The sequence below is a fragment of the Chondromyces apiculatus DSM 436 genome, assembly GCF_000601485.1.
Classification (GTDB): Bacteria; Myxococcota_A; Polyangia; order Polyangiales; family Polyangiaceae; genus Chondromyces; species Chondromyces apiculatus.
Genome location: NZ_ASRX01000086.1, coordinates 20603 through 44361, shown reverse-complemented (window position 1 = coordinate 44361; position 23759 = coordinate 20603). Strand labels below are relative to the sequence as shown.

Below are 23759 nucleotides of genomic sequence, written 5' to 3'. Positions count from 1 at the left end.
CAGGCTTCGACGGGGCGAGGCTCAGCGGGCGTGAAGGGCGCGCAGAGCGCTCAGCGTGGCCTTCACGTGCGCGCGGTAGGCTCGTTCACGCGAGAACAGGGAGGCGTCCTTGCGGAGCTGCAAGACGTACGGGCTTCCCTGCCGGCGTGTGGTGTGCAGGACGGGTAGCTGCGCGCCGTCGATCATGCGGTGGATGTGCAGGCGGCGTTCCTTGTTCAAGGGCCAGTCGTGCTCGGTGTCGGGGGCGTGGAGGAACCTGGAGAGCACCTTGCAGTCGGCGCAGGTGCAGGGCAGCGGGTGGGTGAGGGTCCAGTCATCGGGGGCGCGCACGGGCGCCTTCAGGACCGCGTCGAGGCGCTCGACGCACGTGCGGTGGAGCCGCGAGCCGGCAAGCTGGGCGCGGAAGGCCGGGGAGCTGGCAACACAAGCCTGGGAGAGCTGCACGAAGAAGGCCGTGGGGAAGCGCTGGTCTCCGTCGAGCAGGGAGGTGGTGAGGTCGTCGAGGATCTCGGGGGTGGACACCGCCGCGGCCGCCGCGAGCACGTGAGCGAGGTGGGTGGACCCGGGAGCGAAGACATCGAGGTCGAGCCAGGGCTCCTGCTGGGTCAGGGCGGTGACGCAGCGCTCGCGCGCCGTCTTCGCCTCGCGTTCGAGGAGCCACCTGGAGAGCGCCTCGCAGGGTGGGCGCTGGCTCGCGCACAGCGCTTCGCAGAGGTCGGTGAGCAGGGAGGCCAAGGGAGGCGTGGCCCAGTGCGGGCGCTCCGCCCAGTCCGAGAACAGGTCTCTGGCCCAGGGGAGGCCGTGCCTGTCGACGAGGGTCACGAGATCGCGGCGCATCGCCTGATTCTGGAGGCGGTGTGCTCCCAGCGGCGAGAGCCATTCGCGCGCGAGCGCGGGGTCGTGGATGCGCGTCGAGAGCTTGATGAGCCTGGCGAAGAAGCGGGCACCTTCGACGGCGCCGGCCGTGCGTGGCCAGTGGGGTAGCAGCGCCGTGATCTTCGCTTCGAGCGCGGCCGTGTCTCCACGCGGCAGCGCCAGCAGCTCGTCCACGGCCCACTGGGGCGAGGCTTGCGCCTTCAGGGCGAAGGTGTTGTCCCGGGGCCACGTCACGAAGGCCGCCCGGTGGTACCAGCGGTCGACGGTGTTGCCGTAGTTGCCCTGGTAGCCTTCGTAGTCGCTCTTGAAGGGAGCCAGATCGGTGGAGGGGCGGGTGAGGTGCAGCTCTGCCAGGCTGACCTCGCCGGGGACGCCTTCGATGGGCTTGCCTTGAGCGTCCAGCCAGTGGTGAAGCGCGATGTCGCTGTCCAGAAGATCGCCGAGCGTGTACTCGTCCGTCTCGTCGGCCTCATCCTCTGGATCGTCCCAGCCGAACGAACCACCGTATTCCTCCCAGTCGTCGTACTCGCACGTCCAGACCTCGTGGACGTCGGCGAGCGCGAGGAAGCATTCGCCGTCGAGGCGCTCGGCCGCGGTCCGCAGTGCGGCGACGCGGACGCCGTCGCCGTTCTTGAGGTGGCTCCAGGAGAGGCTTCGCTGCGTGTACTCGTGATCGAGGAGGTAGACGAGTCGCTCGGGCGGCGCCGGCTCGGACTGGCTGTAGCGCCTCCTGACGGGCACCGCGAAGTGCTCGCGGATGCTGTCGGTGAGGCGGTCCACGAGGTCGGATGGCGTCAGAGGGCGCCCGCCTTGCGCGTGGTTCCGGAGCGAGAGGCGGTAGGTGAGCGCCACCCGGACGCCGCGCTTGATCGGGCTCACGGCGTGGTAGCAGTCGGCGTAGAACGCGAGCAGCGAGAGGTCCGTGTTCTGGTTCGCGAGGCGGCGGAAGTGCTTCTTCTCGCCGCGGTGCTCCACGGTCAGGGCGCCGCCGCTGTACGCCGAGGGCAGGATCACCACGAGCGTGGCCACCATCTCGTCGCTCTTCTCCGAGTCCTGGTGAGGCTTGAAGAACTGGCCTTCCTCGTACAGGAGGAGCTTGTCGAAGACCGCCTCGATCTCGCGCTCCTCGGGAATACCCAGCTCGGCCTGGAGGGTCCGCAGGTGCGCCGCGAGCGCGGGCTTCCAGCGTCGCGCGGCGATCTTCACCCGGCTCGGCGCGATCTCCCAGGTGTTGCGCACGCTCGGGTCGTGCAGGGTCTGCTCGCGCAGTCCAAAGGGCGAGGGGCGCGCCACGCCACGGAGCTTCCCGGCGACCGTCGGGCTGATGGGGAAACGCAGGGGGCCGACGCCGGTCACCTCGATGTCGAGATCCTCTGCGGGCGCGGAGAGGCGCGCGGCAAAGGTGCCAGGGGCCTTGAGCTGGGCGAGCAGGTCGGAGATGGAGGCTGTCATGTCGTCGCTCCTGTGGGGGAGGGCCTGGTCGCTGGCGTCCGCACCGCGACAGCGCCGGAACCTGCCACGGGAATGCATCGCCGATCGACTGGGAAAAAGAGGCTCCTTCGCGGAATACCGCGGGATCACAGGGGTCCTGGAGAGGTCTCGGAGAGCGCGAAGCAGGGCGATTCACGCGTGCTCGCGGCTCGTTGCTCCGGGATACAGCAGACGGGATGGGGGCTGCTGGCCGTCACCTCTGCTGGCCATTGCCGCGGTCATCCAGAAAGCGCCACGACTACCGCCGGAAGAACGACGTCTGCTGGAAGCGCAGGCCGTCGAGGATCTGCTCGACGCGCGCGTCGGACAGGGAGCCGATGCGTTCGCCCAGGCGGGCCTTGTCGACCGAGGAGATCTGGGAGACGACGACGACGCTCTGCCTGGGGAGGTTGCCCTCGCCCGCGTCGAGCAGGACGTTCCCGGGCTCGTGCATGCGGTGCAGGTTCGAGGTCAAGGCGCAGACGACCACGGTGGTGATGCGGGAGTGGTTGAAGAGGTCGTCCTGCACCACGACGTGGGGGTGGGCGTAGCTCGGGGCAGGGCCTCGCGCGTCGTCAGGGCCGATCCAGAACAGGTCACCACGGTGGATCGTCTCCGGAGGGGTGGGCTCGGGTGCTGCTGGGCTCGTCTTCATGGGCACTCGCGAGACTGGAAGAGGCTGGGTGGCGTCGTGGTGGAGGTGTCGCACGGTGCAGCGGGGTTGTGTCGGCGTGTGCCAGGATCGAGGCATGCTTGCCCTGCCGCGGGAGGGGATGAGGCCTGGCTGGGCAGGGTGGCATGGGTCTTGGACGGAGAGGACTCTGATGAAGTATCAACGCATGAGCAGGCTGGCGCTGTTGACCGTGGCCCTGTCGGGGGCGGGGCTCCTCGGGGCGGCTTGCGATGACGAGGTCCCGGTCGACCCCGGGACGACGGGCTCGGGCGGCAACGGAGGCGCGGGCGGCGGTGTCGGCGGCTCGGGCGGAGACGGCGGGGAAGGAGGCGGGTACGAGTGGCCCGTCGATACGTACCCCATCGAGATCACGCCCTCGGAGGACTGGAAGAACGAGCTGAGCTTTCCGTGGGATCCGTTCGCGGTGGTGCCGTTCGAGCCGTTCACGCCGAGCTGGGTGAAGTTCACGGTGCTCATGCACGATCCGACGAAGGTCTACTACCAGAACAGCAACCTGTTCCCGTTCCACGGGGAGTTCGCGACGGCGCGGCTCGATCCGTTCTTCGACATGTCGCTGGAGGAGTACAACCAGGTCTCGCTCTACGAGGAAGGGCAGCAGGCGATCCTGGGGGCGGTGCTGATCTCGCCGCGGCCAGAGAGCGTGCCGGAGTACGGGATCCAGCTCGTGCGGCAGGATGCGTACGACCCGGAGATGGCGCGGATCGTCCTCGACCTGGTGCGGGAGAGCATCGTGGCGCCGGACGGGACGCGGCCGTTCTACTTCCCGACGTACGAGCAGCAGGAGTCGGCGCGGGACAACAGCGATTTCTTCGCGGCGAGCGGGTTCCCGGTGAGCTCGGTGGAGAGGTGGACCGTCGGGGATAGCTGCTATGCGACGGGGTGGGCGGTGGGGAGGCTCCGCTACGTGGCGCCGGACATGATCGACGAGGCGTACGCGAACGGGGAGCTGACGGCGCAGGACATCCTGCTCACGGACGCGGTGCCGGCAGAGGTGCCGTACGTGGCGGGGATCCTGTCGCTGTCGCCGTCGACGCCGAACTCGCACACGGCGCTGCTGGCGACGTCGTTCGGGATTCCGTTCGCCTCGCTGGGGACCGAGGCGCAGCAGCAGCTCGCCAAGGGGCTGGATGGGCAGGAGGTGGCGCTGCGGGCGTCGCTGGAGTACGGGACGTTCTGCCGGGTGGCGATCGTGGACGCGGAGGGGAAGATCTCGCCGGCGGACAGGACGCAGCTCGACGACCTGAAGCGGCCCGCAGATCTGGGGCTGCCGCCGAAGCAGACGCTGGGGGCCTACTACGGGTCGACAGAGAACCTGGGGCCGGCGGACATCGTCCATTTCGGCGGGAAGGCGGCGAACTATGGGCTCTTGCGGGATGCGATTCCGCAGAACTCGGACCTGGCGGTCGCGCTGTCGTTCGACCTGTGGGACGAGTTCCTGGACCAGGTGATGCCGGGAGGGAGCACGCTGCGGCAGGAGATCGAGGCGAAGATCGGGGGGTACACCTACCCGCCGAACCTGCAGGCGCTGAAGGCGGATCTCGCGGAGATCCGGGATCGGATCACCAAGGACACGGTGTTCACGCAGGCGCAGCAGCAGGCGATTGCCGCGGCGCTCACGGGGTTCACCCCGACGCAGAAGATCCGGTTCCGCAGCTCGACGAACGTGGAGGACAGCGCGGTGTTCACCGGGGCCGGGCTGTACGATAGCTACAGCGGCTGCTGGGCGGACGATACCGACGCAGATTCAGCAGGGCCGAGCCTGTGCGATGCCGGAGAGTCCGACGAGAAGGGCGTGTACCGGGCGATTCGCAAGGTGTACGCGAGCTTCTACAACGACAATGCCTTCCTGGCGCGGCTGCTCTACGGCGTGAACGAGGCCGAGGTGGGCATGGGCGTGCTGGTGCATTACTCGTATCCCGATCCGCAGGAGATGGCGAACGGGGTGGCGACGCTGGCGCACGGGCTGCCGTTCACGGGGGATCACGCCAAGCTGGTGACGCAGCTCGGGGCGACGTCGGTGACCAATCCGGAGGGCGGGGCCCTGCCGGAGGTGGTGCAGGTGAGCAAGGACTTCGACGGGTCGTACTACGGGAACCTGATCTCGGGGTCGACGCTGGTGCCGCTCGGCGCGCACGTGATGGAGTGGGATGAAGACTACTTCGCGCTGGCAGGACTGCTCGGGCAGGTGGAGCAGCGGTTCATGCAGGTGCACCCGGGCAAGACGTCGTTCATGCTCGACTTCGAGTACAAGAAGATGACGCCCGGGAAGCTGGTGGTGAAGCAGGTGCGCGAGGTGGCGCAGCCGGACACGACGCCGAGCCTGACGCCGTACCTGATCGACGATCCGCACACAGCGTGCACCTTCCAGGGGGAGGCCGGGACGGTGTTCGCGAACCACCGGCTGAAGGTGCAGGGGAACCTGGCGACGAAGAACACGTTCCTGACGCCGGCAGTGCTGGGGAGCACGCTGTTCGCAGACGCGAGCCTGTCGTTCCTGGGCGGCGGGAGCGGCGGGGTGGTGACGACGCTGACGGGGAGCCCGTCGTCGTGGCCGGGGGCGACGCACGGGTACGCGGCGGAGACGACGACCGACAGCTTCACGCACGGGGCAGGAGCAGGGCTGACGACGTTCTCGCTCACGTCGGAAGGGGTGAGGGAGCTGCTGCCGCCGTCAGAGGGTCCGCTGACGATGCTGCGGGACTACAGGCTGAACCTGAACGCCACGTACGCGACGCCGGTGAAGTCGCTCAACTGGGACGGGACGACGGAGCTGGTGACGGAGGAGGGCGTGCTGCTCTCGACGTGCCCGCCCACGGGGACGCCTGGGCCCGGGGCAATCCTGGTGGAGCGGTCGTATGCGCTGCCGGACGGGGGCGCGGTGGAGACGTCGTTCTACTGGCCGCCGCCGCCCACGGGGGTCACGGCGGGCTACACGGCGCCGCTCCTGAAGTGGGTGGAGACGCGGATCACGGGGCTGACCAGCAGTCCGATCGTGCTGACGGGGTACTTCTCGCAGACGTACCGGCCCGGTCACCACAACTTCTCGGAGGAGTTCATGTTCGAGCCGCGGCTCGAACAGGGCATCTCCGCAGCGCTGGTGGCGGAGCTGGAGGCGCAGGGGATCCGCGCCATCTACCTGAACGGCGATCCGGATGGGGTGAACCTGCAGGTGTGGGCGGTGGACGCGGCAGGCGACTTCCACGCGCTGAATTGAGCGAGGGAGAGCCTCAGGGATCGGGCAGGAGCCCGGCCAGCACCTCGTCAGGGCTGGTCGGGCTCTTCGTTTTCGGGCCCGGGTGCTTCGTTGTCGGGCTCGGGCTCGGGCTCGCCTTCGGGAGCGCGGTCCCGGGGGCGGTCGCGCTTGCGGCAGGGGCCCAGGGTCTTGAGCACGTCGATGGGGAGGGCGAGGTCGAGGGAGAAGCGGCCGTCGCGGGGGCGGACGGAGGCGTAGTCGAGGAGGCCGGCGAGGCGGTCGTCGCCTTCGTCGGAGGAGGCGGCGCGGGCGACGGCGAGGGCAGCGCCGAGGGACTTGGCGAGGTCGGAGACGGACTCGGCGTCGGGGCCGTCGACGTTGGCGACGAGGGCGACGTCCTCGGAGGCGTCGACGTGGATCTCGACCTTGCTGACAGCCTCGCGGAGGCGGGCCGCAAGCTCGGCCTGCTCGGGAGGAAGGAGGTCGGCGGCGTCGTCGGGGGAGAGCATGCCGTAGATGTCGCCGTAGCTGGCCTCGGAGGGGATGAGGGGCTTCTCCGGGGGGGTCTTGCCGCCGAGGCGATCGAGGGCGGCCTCCAGGGAGGCGCGGTCGGGGCTGACGAGGACCATGTCGTCGCCCCAGGTGGCGATGAGGGGGCCGCGGCCCTCGTCGTCGCGGGTGTAGATCTGGCCGCGGTCGCCGTGGGGGGTCGCGGTCATGCCGCGGGGGGCGATGGCGGGGGTGTCAGCGCCGAGGCCGAGGACGGCGACGCGCTCGGTGGAGAAGGCGACGCGCTCGACGTCCTCGAAGAAGTCGAGGCCGAGCTGGTCTTCGAGGCGGTCGCGGCGCTGGTTCTCGCGGGCGAGGAGGCAGTCCATCCAGATCTGGCCGATGGGGGAGGTCTTGAGGTCGTCGACCTCGAAGACGAAGGCGCTCTTGCGCGGGTCGGTGGGGAGGGCGACGAGGAGGGGGTCGCGGGGGGTGGGGTCGCGCTTCTCGGGGTCGGCGTCGAGGACCGGCGGGAGGGTGAGGCGGCGGGTGCGGCGCTCGGTGTCCTGGGGGGTGGCGCGGCGGGGAAAGTCGACCTTGCTGACGCGCGGGGGAGGCTTGGGGCGGTCGGAGCGGGCCATGAGGAAGGCGGCGACGGCGAGCAGGGCGACGAAGACGAGGAGCCAGCCGCGCTGTTTCATGGAGGGTCAGGATAGCGGGGGCGGGGCGGGGCAGCAGGGGAACCTCCATGGAGAGGCTGTGGAGTGAGGCGCCCTGCCTTCGGCGAAAGGCCTTACAGCGAAGCACTCCCCCAGGGTAGCGACCTGCGGGAGCGCCAGAGCCCCGTGTGCCCTGCTGTTACACCGGCGCCTGTGGCCATGCTGCCGCGCTCTCGCATCCGTATCGCCGGCCATCCCGAGTGTGCCGTCCTGTTCGCTCAGATCGGCGACGTCGCGACGACCACGGCCAGGGCCTATGTTATCAAGCCGGCACCGGCAGGCGACACGCTGGGCAGGCGACACGCTGGGCGGGCGACGGGAAGGAGGGGCAGAGAGGTGAGCGAGAAACCGAACAATGAAACCGCGGGAGCACCGGGCGGACCAGCTGCCGCTGCGGCGGATGAGCCGACACCGCCACGAATGTACCGCGCGATGAAGGCCGACGGGACGTTCCCGAGGACTGGTGCAAGCGCGATGGCCCTGGGCGCCCGTACGCCGAACGATATCCCCGTGGATGCACAGGGGCGCGTCCGCCCTGGTACAGGAGGGATGTCCGTGCGCCCCAGGATCACCGACATTCCCGCGATGTTCCTTCCCCGTCGGCTCAAGCACCTGAACCGCAATGCAGGCGGCAGCGAGTCCACCGTTGTCTTCCGCTTCGGTGCCGTGAATGCGAGCTTCGCGGCGGCCCCGGTGGCGCCTGCACTGGTCCTGAAACCTGACGCCGACAATCACGGCAACGTCGAGCCCAGGCACGAGATGGGCTTTGACGCCTACCAGGCTGCGCTCCACGCGACCCGCGAGGGATGGAGGAATGGTGAAAGCGATCGTTGACACCGCACGCGGCGAGGCGAACGCGAGCCGCGCGCTCGAACAGCTCACCCTCGACCTCCACGTCCTCATCCGTGCGGACAGGGGGAATGACGACGAAGCGGATCTGGTGCGCGAGCGGATGGTTGACATCTGGGAGACCTTGTCGCCGGAGCGCCGCGCCCTCCTCGACAATCTCTCCGGCGACCTCTTCATGCTCGCGGGCGACGAGGTGCTCGATGTCGGTGAGGACCTGGTCCAACCCAAGGCGGCCTTCAAGGATGCCTGGGACCGCCAGGACTGGGTTGGTTCTCTCGCGCTCCTCCGCCGCCGCGATCTTCGCGCCCAGATCCCTGCGCACGTCGCCGCATACTTCCGAGGTCGCTGCTGGTCGTCCCTGGGCTACTTCAAGGCGGCGCTGGCCTTCTTCGATCACGCCGCGCAACTCGCACCGGACAACGACACCTATGCCTATCTCGCTCTTGATGCCCTGATGATGTCAGGACGGATGGAGGAGGCTCTGGAGCGGGCCAACGACATCCTCCGCGAGCAGGCCCCCTCGGTGCGCCGTTTCTTCAAGGCCGCCGACGTCCTGTTCCACGCTGCGCGGCACGTTGACGAGGGCGCCGGCGCGGCCGTGTACAACCGCGTGCTCCTCGTGCTCGACAACGCCCTGGAGCTGGACGCAGAGCTGCCCGCCGACGAGCGGCTCTCGTCGCTGACCGTGGGCGGCTACGTCGTCAAGGGCCTCTGCCACGAGCACCTGGGACAGCCTGAGGAGGCGAAGCGAGCCTACACGGCCGCGCTCGCGGTGGACCCGGAGAGCGATGATGCGCTCACTGCCCGCGGGCTCGTGTCACTCGAGACCGACCGCGCGGCTGCACTCCGCGACTTCGAGCGCGCGGTCACAAAGGGGACTCCGCTCCTCTGGCCGTATCTCTACCTGGCGCATGATGCCCTCCAGAGCGGTGAGCTCCGCCGCTGCCGCGACATGGCCCAGCAAGCCCTGGCGCGGACGCGTGCCCCGGTGCTCCGAGCGAACCTCATGGAGTGGATAGCTATCGCGAGCCTCAAACTCGCTCCCGGGAACAAGACTTCCGTCGGGCTTCTGCAGGATGCCCAGGCCATCAACCCGCTCAGCGATCGCATCGCCGCCAACCTGCAGGATCTTCTTGCTGGCAAACCCGCCGCAGGTCTGCGAGTGGCGAATGACACGAGCCCCCGAGAGGCAATGAAGGACTTTATCAAGGACTTCAGCAGCGAACTGCATCTGGCCGCTTAGTTTCGGATCCACTCACGACGACGAACAGGAGCGCAGGGAGCGCATTCCAAGGGTAGCGACCAGCGGCAGCGCAGGGAGCGCATTCCAAGGGTAGCGACCAACGGGAGCGTAGGGAGTGACAGCTCCCTCGTTAAAAATCGCGGTGCTCGAAGAAGTGGATGCCGAGGGCGAGGGCGGCGAGGCCATAAATGCACACGCCGGCGAGATTGGCGAGGAGGGCGCCGCTATCGATGGGGGTGGAGGCGGCGATGTCGGAGGCGGCGTCGGCGAGGGTGGAGATGCGGGGGAGGACGAGGGTGAAGGTCTCGAAGGCGGCGCGGCTCAGACCGGCTTCGAGGAAGGTGGCGACGCGCTCGCGGTAGCCGGCGAGGACGCCGAGGCCGAGCAGGGCGAGGCCGGTGGCGGCGGAGAGGGCGGCGCTGCGGGCGACGATGGAGACGGCGAGCATGGCGCCGTAGAGGGCGGAGAAGGTGGCGCTGGCGAGGAGGGCGGAGACGATGGGGCGGGCGGTGAAGACGCCGGTCTTGACGCCGAAGAGGACGACGAGGCCGGTGGAGCCGTAGAGGGCGCCGAGGAGGGAGAGGACGAGGACGCCGAGGAAGGTGCCGAGGATGAGCTCGAAGCGGCGCACAGGAAGGGAGAGCACGTGCTCGATGCGGCCGGGGGCGAGGAGGCTGGGGCCGAAGTCGGCGCAGGCGACGGCGCCGAAGAGGAGGCCGCCGTAGAAGATGAGGTAGGAGGCGGCGCGGAAGAGGGGGCGGAGGGCGACGTCGGCGGCGCGGATGGGGTTGTGGAGGGTGCGGCCGAAGAGGCGGGAGGCGGCGAGGGCGCCGTCGACGACCTCGATGCGCAGGGCGAGGCCGAGCACGAGGAGGATGAGGGTGATGGCCAGGCCGAGGGCCAGGAACCAGCGGCGGGAGGCGGCCTCGCGAAGGAGGTCGGCGGCGATGGTGAAGGTCTTCACGGGGACCTCCGGGAGGAAGGAGGAGGGGTCAGGGCGTCGGTGAGGACCTGTTCGAGGTCGCGGAGGTCGGGGCGCAGCTCCACGAGGAGGGCGCCGGTGGCGCGGGCGCGGTCGAGGAGGGTGTTGAGGGTGAGGGGGTCGGGGGTGTCGGCGAGGAAGACGTCGGGGTCGGGGGTGGGGGTGAGGCCGGCGGCGCGGAGGGCTTCGGGGTCGGAGCCGGGGGCGAAGCGGAGGCGGTGGCGGGTGTCGGAGCCGGAGAGGGCTTCGAGGGGGCCTTCGCGGACGAGGCGGCCGCCGGCGAGGATGCCGATGCGGTCGCAGATGCGCTCGGTCTCGGAGAGGAGGTGGGAGTTCAGGAAGAGGGTGGCGCCGCGGGCGCGCTCCTCGGCGAGGATGGTGCGGATCTCGACCCGGCCCATGGGGTCGACGCCGTCGGTGGGCTCGTCGAGGATGAGGAGGAGGGGCTTGCCGAGGAGGGCGGCGGCGAGGCCGAGGCGCTGGCGCATGCCCTTGGAGAAGCCGCCGATGCGGCGGGAGGCGTCCCCGGCGAGGCCGACGCGGGTGAGGGCGTGGCGGGCCTCGTGGGAGATGTCGGAGAGGCCCTTGAGGCGCGCGACGCCTTCGAGGAAGCGGAGGGGGGTGAAGGAGGCCGGGAGGTGGAGGCGCTCGGGGAGGTAGCCGATGCGGGCGCGGGTGGCGGGGTCGTCGGGGGACTGGCCGAGGACGCGGACCAGGCCTCGGGTGGGCCGGAGGACGCCGAGGAGGGCCTTGATGAAGGTGGTCTTGCCCGCACCGTTCGGTCCGATGAGGCCGAAGGCGGCCCCCGAGGCGATGGCCAGGTCGAGGTCGACGAGGGCCTCGTGGCCGGTGCTGCGGAACCAGCCGCGGTAGGTCTTGCAGAGCCCTCGGGCCTCGATGGCCAGCGCCAGCATCGGCGGGAGGCTACGCGAAGGGCTGCATGGCGTCGCGGGCCGTTCTCCAGGTGACGCTCCGGCTCACGCTCCGGCTCACGCTCCGGCTCACGCGGTGCGGCAAAGGCCTGATGCGGGTGTGCGTCCTGAGGGGGCGTCAGGGCAGATGTAAGCGTGATTCGCAGACATTGCGACGGAGGGAGGAACCCTGCGACCAGAGTGAGACTGCCGTGGTCGATTGGCTTGACGAGAATGGCCTTCCTGGCTTTTATGCACGATGCAGGTCTCCTGCAGCTACATCCTCGGCGGGCCGAGAGGCCCAGTCATCCAATTGGTACAACGTGTTCGTCGTCAAGGAGTCTCCCTCATGTTGAAGCTCTCCGGTTGCCTCGCCGCTGCTGCCCTCTCGCTCGTTGCCCTCGCCCCTTCGACCGCCAGCGCACAGACCTGCGGAGCAATCGCCGGCGCCGCGCTCAGCATCGTCGAGGAGGGCCTCCTCACCGGCAATGGCGCACCATTCTTCACGTCGGCCTTCCGGTTCGCCTATGAGCTGAACGTCTCGGATGTGCGTGACATCTGGGGCTATGGAAGCCCGAGCTCCCCCATCTATTACGATTACATCCTCGACGGTGTGAACTTCACCAACATCTCGACCCTGGTCGACACGAACAGCGACGGCCTCGCTGACAACGTGGCGCCCGGCGATATCGTCGTCATCGACGAGGCGACCGCGCCCGTGTACAGCGGCCACACGGTGGTGATCGTGGGTGACGTGAAGAAGCTCGCGACCCCGCAGGGCCCCATCAATAGCTTCGACCAGTGGATCGTGGCCATTGCGGACCAGACCGGCAGCAGCCACGGGTGCGCGACCATCGGCGGCGTGGCCTACAACGACAGCCGCGGCTGCGGGACCATCACCGCGGCTCCGGGCACGGCGTACATCCGGCTGTACACGGACCCGACGACGGGCGTGATCGAGGGCTACAACTGGAAGGCTGGCCCCAGCAATGCCAGCTACTACACGCAGGCGCAGCGCGGGGTGACCATTGGCCGGGTCGCGCCCTGCCCCCCCGCCTTCTCCGTGATCACCGGCTCCTGACACGTTCACACCGAGACACCTCATAGAGCAAGAGACAGGGCGCCACGCGGGCAACTCAATGCCCCCGGGCGCCCTGCCCGTTTTGTCCGCGCGGGGTCAGCGCCAGGCGAGGGAGAGCTGGAGCGAGGCGAGCGGGACGTCGCCCCGGTAGCCGCCGTCTTCGGGGGCGCGCCAGAGGGTGCGCACCTCGCGGGCCCCGGCGGCTTCGAGGGCGATGCGGCAGAAGGTGGCTGCCGAGGGCATGTACCAGGGGAGCAGGAAGGTGGGCATCTCCTGGATGGAGATCTCGACCGTGCCGTCGGCGTGCTCGGTCGTCGTGGCCTGACCGAAGTCGATGTACCGCGCGAAGCCGCGCGCCAGGCGAGAGGCGACCTGGGCCGGGGTGGCGCCGCGGTAGAAGGGGCGGTGGATGGTGCTCAGGTCCTCGGTGGCGCGCGCGCGGGTGCCCTCGATGGTGGCCTTCTCGAAGGAGATGCCTCCGACCCTGGCGATCCCCGAGAAGAGCGGGACGACGGGGAAGATGTCGTACCAGCCCGAGGTGAGGAAGAGCTGGTCGTAGAAGGCGAGCAAGGCCTGGTCGGAGAGCTCGGCGCGCAGCCGGTCCATGCCGCCAGGCTCCTGCGCGATGCGGGAGAAGATGCCCGCGTAGACCACGCCCTTGATGTGGAAGCCGCTCTCTCCTGCGGGTGCCGGCAGCGTCGGCAGGCGAAGGACGCTCAGCGGGCGACGGGTCATCGAGGGGGCGAGGATACTCCAACGAGGCTCGCGGACAACGGGGGGCGATGCCAGGTGGAGGCACAAAACGCCGAAGGCGCGCACGCGGCGCGCCCTCGGGGAGGCCAGTGGGCCGAGGCCGTGACTACTTGGTGGAGACCTTGATCACCACTTCCTGGGAGACAGGGATGCACTCGGTCGCCTTGCACTCGGCGTACTTGATCTTGCCCTTGATCTCCTTGGCGCCCGCGGCCTTCACCGTGAAGGGGAGGCTGAACTCAAGGACGTTCTCGTCGCCCTTGGGGCCCTTCACCACGCCGTCGGTGGACACGAAGGTGGTCTTGTCCATCTGCACGCCGTCGACGGCCGTGAGGGTGAGCTTGTTCGGGTACTCCTTGTTGATGTGGTAGCCGTTCTTGGTGGTGACGGAGATCGTCGCCGAGACGGCCTCGCCGGTCTTGACCGACGTCGGCGCGGTGACCTTGAGGTCGGAGTTCGCGGGGGCGGCGGTGTCAGCGGCGATGGCGGTCCCGGCAACGCTGGCGACGAACAGAGCGGCGATGGCGAAGATCTTCTTCATGGCGATTTCCTCTTCTTCTTCTGGCTTGCGAGCGGCTTGTGTGTCGCGTCTTGCGTCGTTGTTCGAGGCTAGCTTTTAGCATGGGCTGTGCCGCGCGCAGACAGGCCCGCAAACAAGGCAAGAATCCGGCATTCGTGCACCAGGCCTGCGATTTTGCCCCAGCGTTGTCGGCAAACGAGGCTCTCCGGGCGTCGGGCGTGGTGCTTCAGGGGCCCGCTGGTGGAGATTCGATGATCCAGGTGGGTAAGCGGCGGACCGGGGGAGGGGCGAGGAAGCGCGAGAAAGCTGGGGAAATACGGCGAGATCGGGGGTGGTCATCCGCGGGGGTCGCGGAGGGGGCAGGAGGTCACGGATGAGGACGCTCAGCGCGAGGAGCGGCTGGCGTAGACCGCGACCACGGTGCGGTAGGGGAAGGGGAAGGTGGCGCGGCCACGGAGGTCGGGGTGCTCGTCGGCGAGCGCGCGCACCTCGGCGAGGACGAGGGCCTGCTCGGCTGGAGGAAGGGCGGCGATGTAGCTGATCGAGGCGGCGCGCTCGGCGAGGCCGCGCCCGTCGAGGTCCTGGCTGTGGGAGATCTCGCGCTCGACGACGGGCTCGAACAGCGCGCTCGACGCGAGGTCTGCGCGCCACGCGCCGCTCCAGGAGTGAGGGGCTTCCCGACCGTGACGATCGAGGATCTCGGAGAGGCGCGCGACCCACGGGACCCGGGCGTCGCGCATGTTCCAGACGAGGGCCATGCGCCCGCCTGGGCGAAGGACGCGGTGGATCTGGGGCAGGGCCAGGTCGGCGTGGAACCAGTGGAACGACTGGGCGGCGACCACGGCGTCGACGGAGGCGTCGGGGATGGGGATGGCCTCGGCCACGCCGTCGAGGACCTCGACGCTCGGGGCAGCCTGGGCGAGCTTGCCGCGCATCTCCTCGACCGGCTCCATGGCGAGGATGCGCGCGCCAGTGGGGACGAGCAGCCGCGTCATCTTGCCGGTGCCTGCGCCCAGTTCGAGCAGCGCGCGGCCCGCCTGCAAGCGAAGAGAGTCGGCGAGGATCTCGATCGCCCTCGGGGGGTAATCGGGGCGGCCTCGCTCGTAGGCGTCGGCCGCGGCAGAGAAGCCCTGTGCGGCGAGGTGATGCAGGCTCATCGACGAGAAAGTCTAGGAGCGCAAGGCACGACCGTCCACATGCCCCACGGTTCTCTTCGCGCAAACTTCGCGACCGTCTGCGACGTCTGCGACGCTCGTGAGCTACCGCTCGCGGGGCGGTCTCTGGTAGCTTGGCGCCGGTGGGTGGACACATGAATTACCGGTGGATTCTCTCCTGCGCGGCAGCGCTGACGGTGCTGGTTCCCGCTCTCGGGCACGCGCAGGGCGCTCCTGCCCCGGCATCCGCAGAGGGCCGTGAGCGGGCCCGCACCCTTGCCAACAAGGGTTATGCGCTGTTCGAGGCCGGCAAGCACGAGGAGGCGCTCAAGGCCTTCGAGGAGGCGGAGCGCTCCTTCCACGCCCCCACGCTGATGCTGATGATCGCGCGCACCCATGCCTTGCTGAACCACCCGGCCGAGGCGCGGACGGTCTACCAGCACATCCTCGATGAGAAGCTCGCGAACTACGCGCCGCCCGAGTTCTTCGACGCGCAGGAGAAGGCCCGCAAGGAGCTGGCGGCGCTCCCTCCGTCCGATTCCGCGGAGGCGCCGGGCGCGTCGCCAAGCACCACGCCTCCCCCGGTGACCACGGGGCCGGAGGTAGCCACGCCGGTAGCCTCCGAGGTGCCGGCCGAAGAGCCCAGGGCCAGCAAGGGCTCCCTCGTTCCTGCGATCGCGGCGTTCGGCGTAGCCGGGGTGGGGCTGGGCATCGGCGCCGTCACGGGCCTGATGACGTTCAGCAAGGTCAGCGACTTCAACGAGGCATGTCCGGGTGGGCAGTGCAGCCCGAGCGAGCAGGCGCGCCTCGACTCGGCCAACACGGTGGCCACGGTCTCCACGGTGAGCTTCGTGGTCGCCGGTGTGGCAGCAGCCGCCGGGGTGACGCTGCTCATCCTGCGCCCGGGTGGACAGGCGCAGGAGCAGGTGAGCGTCGTGGCAGCGCCCGGGTGGATCGGGGCGCGCGGCAGGTTCTGACGTCCACAGTCTGGGGACGCGTCCTCGCAGCGCGTCCTTGCAGCGCGTCCTTGCAGCGCGTCCTCGCAGCGCGTCCTCGCAGCGCGTCCTCGCAGCGCGTCCTCGCGTGGAGACGCCAGGGAAACTCAGAAGGCACCACCGACCTGGCCGACGATCTGCCAGGTGTCGGCGCCGGCCACCTCCGACCCTGAGCCCAGCTCGTCGAAGAAGGCAGGGCGCACGTTGAACCGGGCGGCGATCTTCACGTTCTCGGTGAGCAACCGCTCGGCGCCCGCGGCGACGGGCACCGTCACCGTGAAGGGGTCGCCCCGGTCGCCGAAGAAGCCTGCGTACCCGAGGCCCGCGGCCACGAAGGGCTGCACGGGGGCCTCGTCGGCGCGGAGGATGTTGAACCTGGCAGAGGCGTCGAAGGCCGCCATGTGCAGGTTCTCGTCAGGACGCGAGGTCGCGCTGGTCGCGCCCGTGTAGCCGAGTTCTCCGGCGAAGCGCGCGCTGAAGGCCAGCGAGAAGCGCACGGTCCACGCGGGGCCCACCGAGGCTGCGCCTCCGAGGTAGCCGAGTACCCCACCTCCACCCTCGATCGCGTAGCTCGGCTCCTCGACCGTGCGGATCAGGGGCTCGTCGGCCGGCGGCAGCTCGCGCTGGGTGAGCGCCATGTACTCGCTGTAGTAGCCGCTGGTCTGGGCGTGCGCGGGGCGCACAAACAGCAGAGCCGTCGCGCTGGCGAGGCCCAGCGCCAGGAGTCCCACCGTCTTCATGCGTACTTCTCCGGGTCAGGCTCACGGCGTGATGCGGCGGCGAGCCCCTGGACGCCTCCTCCACGCTGGCCCCGGTCGGACGTCGCTCCCGGGCAGTGCCGAGCAGCGATCTCCGTCAGGGGCCATCATGGAAGGCTCTCGGGGAGCCTCCGGCACGCGGCCTTGCGTGTGCGTTGGTTCGGGGAGCCGAGCTTTGCACGGGGCGGGCCAGCCGGCGTGTGCAGGGGGGGCACGCGGAGGTGCGAAACCAGGAGCCAGTCCCGTCCGTACTACCTCCAGCGCCGAAGCGGTTCACGCGGGCGACGTACTGGCATAGATACGGGACACACCAGGAGCGGACACGATGCTGTCGAAGAAGAGCATTTTCGAAACCCTCACGGCGCTCGGCGCGGGCGCCATGATCTCGGCCTGCGGTGGATCCCAGACGCCGGTCAACGCGACCGAGGTCCCCGCCGCGCAGGACGCGACCCCGGCCGAGGAGACGGCGCCGGCCGCCGACCCTGCTCCTGCCGATGCTCCCGCCGCAGCGCCTGCGGACCCTGGAGCAGGTGCCTCCGCGGCCCCGACCGAGGCCAAGCCCGCCGAGGCCGCAGCTCCGGCCACGAACGCCGCCGCCGCGCCTGCGGCCGCTCCTGCCAAGCCCGCCACCAAGCCCGCGGCGAAGAAGCCCACCGCGAAGAAGCCCGACGCCGCCGCTGCCTGCGGTGCGGGTACCTGCGCCTGATCCTGCCGCGACGAGGGGGATGGTGACCGCGAGCGAGGGACGGACCGCGACGCCCACCGGCGTCGGCCTCGGGCTCCGCTGGGAGATCCTGGACGCGCTGCTCGAAGGCCTCGCCGAGGGGTCGCCCCCTCCCCTCCCCTTCCTCGAAATCTGCCCGGAGAACTACATGCGCCGTGGCGGGTTCATCCCCGCGGCGCTCGCGCGGGTACGCGCCCACTACCCCGTGCTCAGCCACGGGATCGCGCTCTCCCTGGGCGGGCTGGACGCCTTCGATCCCGTCTTCCTGCGCGAGCTGCAGCGCCTCCTCCAGGAGGTGGGCGCGCCTTACCACAGCGACCACCTGTGCTTCTCGGGGGTGGAGGGGCGGACGCTGCACGACCTCTTGCCGCTGCCGCTCACCAGCGCCGCCGCTGCCCACGCTGCGGCCCGCATCCGCGAGGCGCAGGATCGGCTCGGGCTCCGGGTGGCGGTCGAGAACATCACCTACTACCTGGTGCCGGGGAGGGCGCCCCTCGACGAGGCCGACTTCCTCGTGGAGGTGCTCGAGCGCGCCGACTGCGGGCTCCTCCTCGACGTGAACAACGTCTACGTGAACGCGCAGAACCACGGCTACGACCCCGGCGCCTTCCTCGATCGCATGCCGCCCGAGCGCGTGGTGGCGATGCACGTCGCCGGCCACGGGCGGCGCGGTGAGATGCTCATCGACACGCACGGGGCGCCGGTGATCGACCCGGTGCTGCAGCTCCTCACCCGGGCCGTGGCGCGGACCGGGCCGGTCCCGGTGGTGCTGGAGCGCGACCATGCGGTGCCCCCGCTCGACGCGCTCCTCCGCGAGATGGTGCAGGTGGATGAGGCGTACCGCCTCGGCCTCGCGGCGGGTCCCGGCGGTCCCGGCGCTCCGGACGCCGTGTCACCGTCCCCTCCAGAGCGCCCCCGGACGACAGGCGCGCGGCGCTTGCCGGAGATCACCACCCTCGCCAGCGACGCGGAGGGCATCGCCATCCTCAGGGCGCTGCAGCGCACCGTGGGCGCGGCGCGGGCCGACGAGATCACCGCGGATCCGAGGGCGTTCTTCGCCAGGGAAGGCGTCTCCGGCGCCGACCTCGACGCGCTCGCAGCGCTGCCGCCGGAGCGGCTGCTCGTGTACCGCGATCTGGTGCGCGCCAGGCTGACGGGCGCGATCCGCATCGAGATCCCGCGGACGGCAGCGCGGCTCGGCGCGGCGTTCGACAGGTACGTGAGCGCGTTCCTCGACGAGGAGCTGCCGCGCTCCCCCTACGTGCGCGATGTGGCCTTCGAGCTGGTACGCTGGGCGGCGCCGCGCTGGGCCGCGGATCGCGACGTCCCCGATTACCTCGGCGATCTCGCGCGGCACGAGCTGATCGGCTTCGCGACCCGCGCCGCTGCCGGAGCGCCTCGCGAAGGGCGCCCGCGCCGGGATGCCGCCGAGGAGGAGCTCTCCCTGGATCGCGGCGTCCGCTTCCACGAGGCGGTGACGCTGGTGCGCTACGAGCACGCCGTGCACCAGCTCCTCTCCGACGAGGACGCCCAGGATGTGCCGGCGAGGACGCCCACTGCGCTCCTCGTGTACCGCGACGAGGAGCACGACGCGCGTTACCTGGAGCTGAGCCCGCTGGCGGCGGGCATCCTGGAGCGGCTGCTCGCGGGAGCCACCCTGCGCGGCGCGGTGCTCGCCGCGTGCGCCGCCGGGGGCCACGCCCTGGATGGCGCGGTGCTCGAAGGCACGGCAGCCCTGCTCGCCGATCTCGGAGAGCGCGGGGCGCTGCTCGGTTCATCGGCACCTCCGGACGAGGAGCGAGGCGAGGGAGGGCACGCGCGCGTCCATGGATGAGTCTTCGCTGAACGGCGCCATGGATCGGTACGCCTGCGGGGACAGCGCCGCCTTCCGGGTGCTGCACGCCGCGCTCCACCCGCGCATCTTCGCCTTCCTGGTGAGGCTGAGTGGCTCGACCACGCTCGCCGACGACCTGACCCAGGAGACCTTCCTCCGCCTGCACCGGGCCCGCGCCACCTTCGCCGCCGGCGGGGCGGTGCTGCCCTGGGTGTACACCATCGCCCGCAACGTCCACCTCGATCACGCCCGCTCCCGGCGGCTGCGCCAGGAAGAGCGGCTGCCCAGCGATCCTTCCCTCGAACCGCTCGATGGGCGCGGCGACGATGCCGAGGACCTGGCGATCGCCTCCCAGATGGCGCACACGGTCGAGCGGGTGCTCGCCTCGCTGCCCGCGACGCAGCGCGAGGCGTTCGTGCTGATCCGCTACGAGGGGCTGTCGGTCCAGGAGGCGGCCGCCGTCCTCGGGATCACCGAGACGGCCGTGAAGCTCCGTGCCTTCCGCGCCTACGAGGCCCTCCGCGCGGAGCTGGGCGCGGCGCGGCAGGCAAACGACACAAAGCAGCACGGGACTGCCGATCCCGCGAAGCCGACAGGGGGTGAGCCGCGTAGGAGCGTTCGGAGACCGCGCTCGGGAGGACCTCATGGGGCATGACATCGGAGGACGACCCGGCATGGAGCCCCTCTTCCCCGGGCTGGACGAGATTCCCGACCCGGCGGCCCGGGTCGCGCGCCACCTGGCACGCCTTCCCGCACGCCTTCCCACACAGGAAAGCGAGCTCTCCGCCGAGGACTCCCCGACCCGTCCCCAGCGCAGGCGCTTGCTCGCCTTCGCCGGCATCCTCTCGGTCGGGTGGATCGCGGGCGTCGTCGCGTGGAGTGGCCTGCGCTCCGACATCGGCACTCCCGTCACCGCCGCCTCGCTGGTGATGCTGGTGGTGCTCGCGGTGGTCGCGGCGGCGTGGCTCATGCGGCCTGGGAGGTACGGCTTGCCGCCAGGGCTGCGGGTCGTGCAGGCGCTGACGCTCGGGCTCCCGGCGGGGTTCGCGGCGCTCGCGCTGCTCGACGCTCAGCCAGGAGGAGCGGTCCCCCTCGGCGCCACGCGCGCTTGCATGCTCCTCGGGTCCTTCATGGCCCTCGTCCCCTTCTCCCTGGCCGTGCTGCTCCTGCGCCGCTCCCTGCTCACCGCGCCGTCCTGGCGGGGGGCCGCGGTGGGCGCGCTCTCTGCCCTGCTCGGCGCCATCGGCATCCACGCCTGCTGCGGGTGCAACGCCCTCGATCACGTGCTGCTGGGGCACGGCCTCCCCATCCTGGGCGGGCTCTCGCTGGGCGCCGCGGCGGGGGCCGCGTGGGGACGGGTGTGATCTTGGCCCAAATGAGGGTAAAAGGCCGGACCAGCGCGGTTGCCGGGGGGGTCGCTCCACCCGGCTCCACCCAGAGAAGCGGGCCTTCGTCGTACACGAGGGTCCCTTTCAGCCCACAGCGTCGCTAAGATGCCGTCCCTTTTCCAAGGAGCTTATGAGTTCCCAGGCTAGCCGCGACCCCCTCGGCATCAGTGGTACGGTCATCGCCGAGAAGTATCTGGTCGACAGCGCGGTCGGCGAGGGCGGCTTCAGCGTCGTCTACAAGGCCGAGCACACCATCTGGCGACAGCCGGTGGCGCTGAAGTGCTTCAAGATCCTGGCCAACGCCCCCGCGGAGCAGCGCGACAAGCTCCTCGACGGCTTCATCCAGGAGGGGCGCCTCATGGCGGAGCTGTCGAGCCGCTCTGCCGCCATCGTCCAGGCGCGGGACATCGGGACGTTCACGAGCCCCGAGGGCCAGTGGCTCCCGTACATGGTGCTCGAGTGGCTCGAAGGGAAGCCGCTCGACAGCGTCCTCTGGGACGAGGGGCGCTCGGGGATGCCGAACCGCTCCTTGCTCGAAGCCATCGGGCTGCTCGAACCGGCGGCCGTGGCGCTGGAGCTGGTGCATGCGCGCGGGATCGCGCACCGGGACATCAAGCCCGCGAACATCTTCGTGACCGGCGATCCACGCGCGCCCGGCGTCCACGTGAAGGTGCTCGACTTCGGCATCGCCAAGGTCATGTCCGAGCACGCCGCGGCCGCAGCGGCGCTGGCGCAGACCGGGCAGGAGATCACCGCCTTCACGCCGAACTACGGCGCGCCCGAGCAGTTCAGCCGGAGCCACGGGGCGACCGGCCCCTGGACCGACGTGTTCGCGATGGCGCTGATCCTGGTGGAGGTGCTCACCGGCCGGTCGGCGCTCCAGGGCGACGACTACCTGCAGCTCGCCGTCGAGAGCCGCGATCCCATGCGCCGCCCCACGCCGCGCGCCTTCGGCCTCGATCTCGGCCCGGCCGTGGAGGCGGTGTTCGCGCAGGCGCTCGCGGTGGCTCCCGGGGACCGCTTCACCACCATGGGCCAGTTCTGGTCGGCGCTGCACCACGCCGTGCACCCGAACGCTGCGACCTGGAACCCGGGGCCGAGCAGCGGCCTGCTCCGGAGCGGGCGCCCTTCCATGGTGAGCATTCCGGACGGCATGCCCACCTCGCAACCCACGCCCATGGCCTCGGGCATGCCTGCGGGAGCGCGGCCCGACACGAACGTGGCATCCTTCGTACCCGCCACGTCGACCGCCGTCCCGGCGCGGCGCTCCTCGCCGGTCCCGCTGATCCTCGGCAGCATCGGGGTGCTCGCGACCCTGGGTGGCGTCGGGTTCGCGGCCTCGAAGTTCCTCGGCGACGCTCCTCCCGAGCCGCCTCCGGCCTCGCCGGTGCCCACCGCGGTGGCGACCAGCAACCCCTCCGCGAGCGCCATCACGAGCGCCGCCGCGGTGCCTGCTGGCTGCCCGGAAGGGACGGCGCTGGTGAGCGGAGGCAAGTTCTTCATGGGCTCCGACGAGCCCACCTTCAAGCTCTGGCAACCTGCCCACAAGGTCACCATCGACTCGTTCTGCATCGACATCTACGAGGTCACGGCGGGCGAGTACAAGGCGTGCTCCGACATGGGCGAGTGCAAGACGCCGCCCGAGTTGCCCGACTTCTCCAAGGACGCCTCGATGTCCGACGCCGACCACCAGAAGCTGCTCAAGACGCTCGGCGATCAGTGCACCTTCGGCAAGCCCGGGCTCGAGAAGCACCCGATCAACTGCGTGACCTGGGACCTCGCCGACAAGTACTGCAAGGTGAAGGGCGGGCGACTCCCCACCGAGGCCGAGTGGGAGTACGCCGCCCGCGGCTCGGATGGGCGCAAGTTCCCCTGGGGCAATGCTCCCGGCGATCAGACGTTCATGAACGCCTGCGGCTCGGAGTGCACCAAGTGGGAGTCGGAGCGCGGCCTGAAGCCGAGCCCGCGCATGTACGAGGCCGACGACGGCTTCAGCGGCACCGCGCCGGTCGGCTCGTTCCCCAACGGCAAGACCCGCTTCGGCCTCTACGACATGGTCGGCAACGTGTGGGAGTGGACCTCCGACTGGTTCGCCGTCTACAAGGACGAGGAGCAGGTGAACCCCAAGGGCGCGGCCGCGGGCGAGCGGAAAGCCATCCGCGGCGGCGCCTACAACGGCGGCTTCGCGCTGTGGCTGAACCCCGCCATGCGCTTCCACCAGCTCGCGACGGCCAACGCGCCCGGCATCGGCTTCCGCTGCGCGAAGGACCTGTAGCCAGCGAAGTCACGGGGGTAGCGACCATCGGGAGCGTAGGGACCGAAGGTCCCTGAATTGCCGTACGCAGTACTAGGGCGCTCCGCGCTCGCCGCCGCGCCACCAGGTCTCGGCGAGCGAGGCGTCCTGGAGGGTGTCGATCTCCATGTAGCCGCCGTGGGTGTCGACCTTGTGGATCGGCGCGCCCTTCTCGACGAGGTGCTGGAGCATGTCGAGGAGGTAGGCCCGCTCGAACGGGCGCCCCTCCCGGAAGACCTGGCCGGCGTACTGCGCCCGGGCTTCGTCGAAGGCCTCGACGAGCGCGGAGGCGCCCCGGGCCGAGGCCTTCATCACCCCGATGAACTCACCCGTCGCCTGCGCGGAGGGGATGCGCCGCGAGATCTCCACCACCCGCTCGCCCTCGGCGCGCAGCTTCTCGGCGTCGGTCTCCGGGTGCTCCGAGCGGCCCTCGTACCGGCGGCGCCAGTCGGTGTCGCACGCGAGGGTGAGGTCGTGCGGTGAGCGCATCAGATCGGCCACGATCTGGGGCCTGTAGACGATGTCGGCGTAGGTGGAGACGAAGCCACCCGAGAGGTGCTCCCGGGCGCAGAGCAGCGAGAGCAGGATGTTGTTGTGCTCCCAGTCGCGGTTCTCCACGTAGGTCAGATCAGGGTAGGCGGCCTTGATGACCTCGGCCCGGTACCCACAGATGAACACCACGTCGGAGCGCGCGAACCCGCCTGCGGCGAGCGCCTCCAGGATCCCGTCGAGCATGGGCCGCCCGAGCACGGGGACCAGCGTCTTCGGGATCTCGTCCGTGAGGTGACGGAGCCTGCTGCCGCGACCTGCGCCGATGATGATGGCCTTCACGG

Annotated in this window: 20 protein-coding genes; 10 read left to right on the top strand and 10 right to left on the bottom strand. The window is 70.2% G+C overall.

Annotation, left to right across the window (positions count from 1 at the left end; translation table 11 throughout):
* Positions 1-21 precede the first annotated feature (21 nt).
* Both CAP_RS46440 and CAP_RS37350 read right to left on the bottom strand, forming a co-directional pair.
* Positions 22-2328, bottom strand: a complete 2307-nt coding sequence (locus CAP_RS46440; protein ID WP_052376669.1) for a 2OG-Fe(II) oxygenase — start codon at positions 2326-2328, stop codon at positions 22-24.
* Between the two features lie 277 nt (positions 2329-2605).
* Positions 2606-3001, bottom strand: a complete 396-nt coding sequence (locus tag CAP_RS37350) for a type II toxin-antitoxin system PemK/MazF family toxin (protein WP_044249824.1) — start codon at positions 2999-3001, stop codon at positions 2606-2608.
* 169 nt (positions 3002-3170) lie between these two features.
* Between CAP_RS37350 and CAP_RS37345 the strand changes: the two genes are divergently transcribed.
* Positions 3171-6254 carry a PEP/pyruvate-binding domain-containing protein gene (locus tag CAP_RS37345; RefSeq protein ID WP_156041491.1) on the top strand — a complete coding sequence of 1028 codons (3084 nt, stop codon included), beginning with the start codon at positions 3171-3173 and terminating at the stop codon, positions 6252-6254.
* Between the two features lie 47 nt (positions 6255-6301).
* Here CAP_RS37345 and CAP_RS46435 read toward each other — a convergent pair whose 3' ends face one another.
* Positions 6302-7423 (bottom strand): hypothetical protein, encoded by a 1122-nt coding sequence (locus tag CAP_RS46435; RefSeq protein ID WP_052376668.1) that lies wholly within the window; start codon positions 7421-7423, stop codon positions 6302-6304.
* 573 nt (positions 7424-7996) lie between these two features.
* Here CAP_RS46435 and CAP_RS52945 point away from each other — a divergent pair.
* The gene (locus CAP_RS52945) at positions 7997-8275 is read left to right on the top strand and encodes a hypothetical protein (RefSeq protein ID WP_197041518.1); all 279 of its coding nucleotides are present in this window, start codon (positions 7997-7999) and stop codon (positions 8273-8275) included.
* A gap of 106 nt (positions 8276-8381) precedes the next feature.
* On the top strand, positions 8382-9533 hold the full coding sequence (locus tag CAP_RS37330) for a tetratricopeptide repeat protein (protein ID WP_197041517.1): 1152 nt from the start codon (positions 8382-8384) through the stop codon (positions 9531-9533).
* A 130-nt stretch (positions 9534-9663) separates the two neighbouring features.
* On the opposite strand, the gene CAP_RS37325 is transcribed toward CAP_RS37330, so the two are convergent.
* Both CAP_RS37325 and CAP_RS37320 read right to left on the bottom strand, forming a co-directional pair.
* On the bottom strand, positions 9664-10497 hold the full coding sequence (locus tag CAP_RS37325; RefSeq protein ID WP_044249814.1) for a hypothetical protein: 834 nt from the start codon (positions 10495-10497) through the stop codon (positions 9664-9666).
* Entirely contained in the window at positions 10494-11429 is a 936-nt protein-coding gene (locus tag CAP_RS37320; RefSeq protein WP_044249811.1) for an ABC transporter ATP-binding protein, read from the bottom strand. Before CAP_RS37320 ends, CAP_RS37325 begins: the two co-directional genes overlap by 4 nt.
* Before the next feature lie 346 nt (positions 11430-11775).
* On the opposite strand from CAP_RS37320, the gene CAP_RS37315 reads away from it, so the two are divergent.
* Complete coding sequence (locus CAP_RS37315; protein ID WP_044249809.1) at positions 11776-12507, top strand: hypothetical protein; 732 nt, start codon at positions 11776-11778, stop codon at positions 12505-12507.
* 96 nt (positions 12508-12603) lie between these two features.
* Here the strand turns inward: CAP_RS37315 and CAP_RS37310 are convergent, their stop codons facing one another.
* The 3 genes from CAP_RS37310 to CAP_RS37300 all read right to left on the bottom strand — a co-directional run bounded on the left by CAP_RS37310 (position 12604) and on the right by CAP_RS37300 (position 14937).
* Positions 12604-13242, bottom strand: a complete 639-nt coding sequence (locus CAP_RS37310) for a hypothetical protein (protein ID WP_044249807.1) — start codon at positions 13240-13242, stop codon at positions 12604-12606.
* 124 nt (positions 13243-13366) lie between these two features.
* Positions 13367-13801: a protein-disulfide reductase DsbD domain-containing protein gene (locus tag CAP_RS37305; RefSeq protein WP_044249804.1), complete on the bottom strand. Its 435-nt coding sequence runs from the start codon at positions 13799-13801 to the stop codon at positions 13367-13369.
* 362 nt (positions 13802-14163) lie between these two features.
* Positions 14164-14937 carry a class I SAM-dependent methyltransferase gene (locus CAP_RS37300; RefSeq protein WP_044249800.1) on the bottom strand — a complete coding sequence of 258 codons (774 nt, stop codon included), beginning with the start codon at positions 14935-14937 and terminating at the stop codon, positions 14164-14166.
* Between the two features lie 140 nt (positions 14938-15077).
* Here CAP_RS37300 and CAP_RS37295 point away from each other — a divergent pair, with 140 nt between their 5' ends.
* Positions 15078-15911, top strand: coding sequence for a tetratricopeptide repeat protein (locus CAP_RS37295; RefSeq protein ID WP_197041516.1), 834 nt, complete (start codon positions 15078-15080; stop codon positions 15909-15911).
* Between the two features lie 125 nt (positions 15912-16036).
* Here CAP_RS37295 and CAP_RS37290 read toward each other — a convergent pair whose 3' ends face one another.
* The gene (locus tag CAP_RS37290) at positions 16037-16669 is read right to left on the bottom strand and encodes a hypothetical protein (RefSeq protein WP_044249797.1); all 633 of its coding nucleotides are present in this window, start codon (positions 16667-16669) and stop codon (positions 16037-16039) included.
* Between the two features lie 343 nt (positions 16670-17012).
* Between CAP_RS37290 and CAP_RS46430 the strand changes: the two genes are divergently transcribed.
* From CAP_RS46430 to CAP_RS37260, 5 genes are all read left to right on the top strand, one after another.
* A complete protein-coding gene (locus CAP_RS46430) occupies positions 17013-17393 on the top strand; it encodes a hypothetical protein (RefSeq protein ID WP_052376667.1) in 381 nt (126 codons plus the stop codon).
* 19 nt (positions 17394-17412) lie between these two features.
* Entirely contained in the window at positions 17413-19245 is a 1833-nt protein-coding gene (locus tag CAP_RS54500) for a multinuclear nonheme iron-dependent oxidase (protein WP_063748810.1), read from the top strand.
* Entirely contained in the window at positions 19238-19900 is a 663-nt protein-coding gene (locus tag CAP_RS37270; RefSeq protein WP_044249795.1) for an RNA polymerase sigma factor, read from the top strand. The genes CAP_RS54500 and CAP_RS37270 overlap by 8 nt, the downstream gene beginning before the upstream one ends.
* Before the next feature lie 19 nt (positions 19901-19919).
* Positions 19920-20609, top strand: coding sequence for an NrsF family protein (locus tag CAP_RS37265; protein WP_044249793.1), 690 nt, complete (start codon positions 19920-19922; stop codon positions 20607-20609).
* Between the two features lie 154 nt (positions 20610-20763).
* Positions 20764-22908, top strand: coding sequence for a bifunctional serine/threonine-protein kinase/formylglycine-generating enzyme family protein (locus tag CAP_RS37260; protein ID WP_052376666.1), 2145 nt, complete (start codon positions 20764-20766; stop codon positions 22906-22908).
* Between the two features lie 72 nt (positions 22909-22980).
* Here the strand turns inward: CAP_RS37260 and CAP_RS37255 are convergent, their stop codons facing one another.
* Positions 22981-23757: a phosphocholine cytidylyltransferase family protein gene (locus CAP_RS37255; RefSeq protein WP_044249791.1), complete on the bottom strand. Its 777-nt coding sequence runs from the start codon at positions 23755-23757 to the stop codon at positions 22981-22983.
* Between the last annotated feature and the right edge of the window lie 2 nt (positions 23758-23759).

Coding starts and splice junctions, on each gene's coding strand:
- CAP_RS46440 (WP_052376669.1), bottom strand. CDS start 2,328: ATGACAGCCTCCATCTCCGACCTGCTCGCCCAGCTCAAGGCCCCTGGC.
- CAP_RS37350 (WP_044249824.1), bottom strand. CDS start 3,001: ATGAAGACGAGCCCAGCAGCACCCGAGCCCACCCCTCCGGAGACGATC.
- CAP_RS37345 (WP_156041491.1), top strand. CDS start 3,171: ATGAAGTATCAACGCATGAGCAGGCTGGCGCTGTTGACCGTGGCCCTG.
- CAP_RS46435 (WP_052376668.1), bottom strand. CDS start 7,423: ATGAAACAGCGCGGCTGGCTCCTCGTCTTCGTCGCCCTGCTCGCCGTC.
- CAP_RS37320 (WP_044249811.1), bottom strand. CDS start 11,429: ATGCTGGCGCTGGCCATCGAGGCCCGAGGGCTCTGCAAGACCTACCGC.
- CAP_RS37315 (WP_044249809.1), top strand. CDS start 11,776: ATGTTGAAGCTCTCCGGTTGCCTCGCCGCTGCTGCCCTCTCGCTCGTT.
- CAP_RS37310 (WP_044249807.1), bottom strand. CDS start 13,242: ATGACCCGTCGCCCGCTGAGCGTCCTTCGCCTGCCGACGCTGCCGGCA.
- CAP_RS37305 (WP_044249804.1), bottom strand. CDS start 13,801: ATGAAGAAGATCTTCGCCATCGCCGCTCTGTTCGTCGCCAGCGTTGCC.
- CAP_RS37300 (WP_044249800.1), bottom strand. CDS start 14,937: ATGAGCCTGCATCACCTCGCCGCACAGGGCTTCTCTGCCGCGGCCGAC.
- CAP_RS37290 (WP_044249797.1), bottom strand. CDS start 16,669: ATGAAGACGGTGGGACTCCTGGCGCTGGGCCTCGCCAGCGCGACGGCT.
- CAP_RS46430 (WP_052376667.1), top strand. CDS start 17,013: ATGCTGTCGAAGAAGAGCATTTTCGAAACCCTCACGGCGCTCGGCGCG.
- CAP_RS54500 (WP_063748810.1), top strand. CDS start 17,413: ATGGTGACCGCGAGCGAGGGACGGACCGCGACGCCCACCGGCGTCGGC.
- CAP_RS37270 (WP_044249795.1), top strand. CDS start 19,238: ATGGATGAGTCTTCGCTGAACGGCGCCATGGATCGGTACGCCTGCGGG.
- CAP_RS37265 (WP_044249793.1), top strand. CDS start 19,920: ATGGAGCCCCTCTTCCCCGGGCTGGACGAGATTCCCGACCCGGCGGCC.
- CAP_RS37260 (WP_052376666.1), top strand. CDS start 20,764: ATGAGTTCCCAGGCTAGCCGCGACCCCCTCGGCATCAGTGGTACGGTC.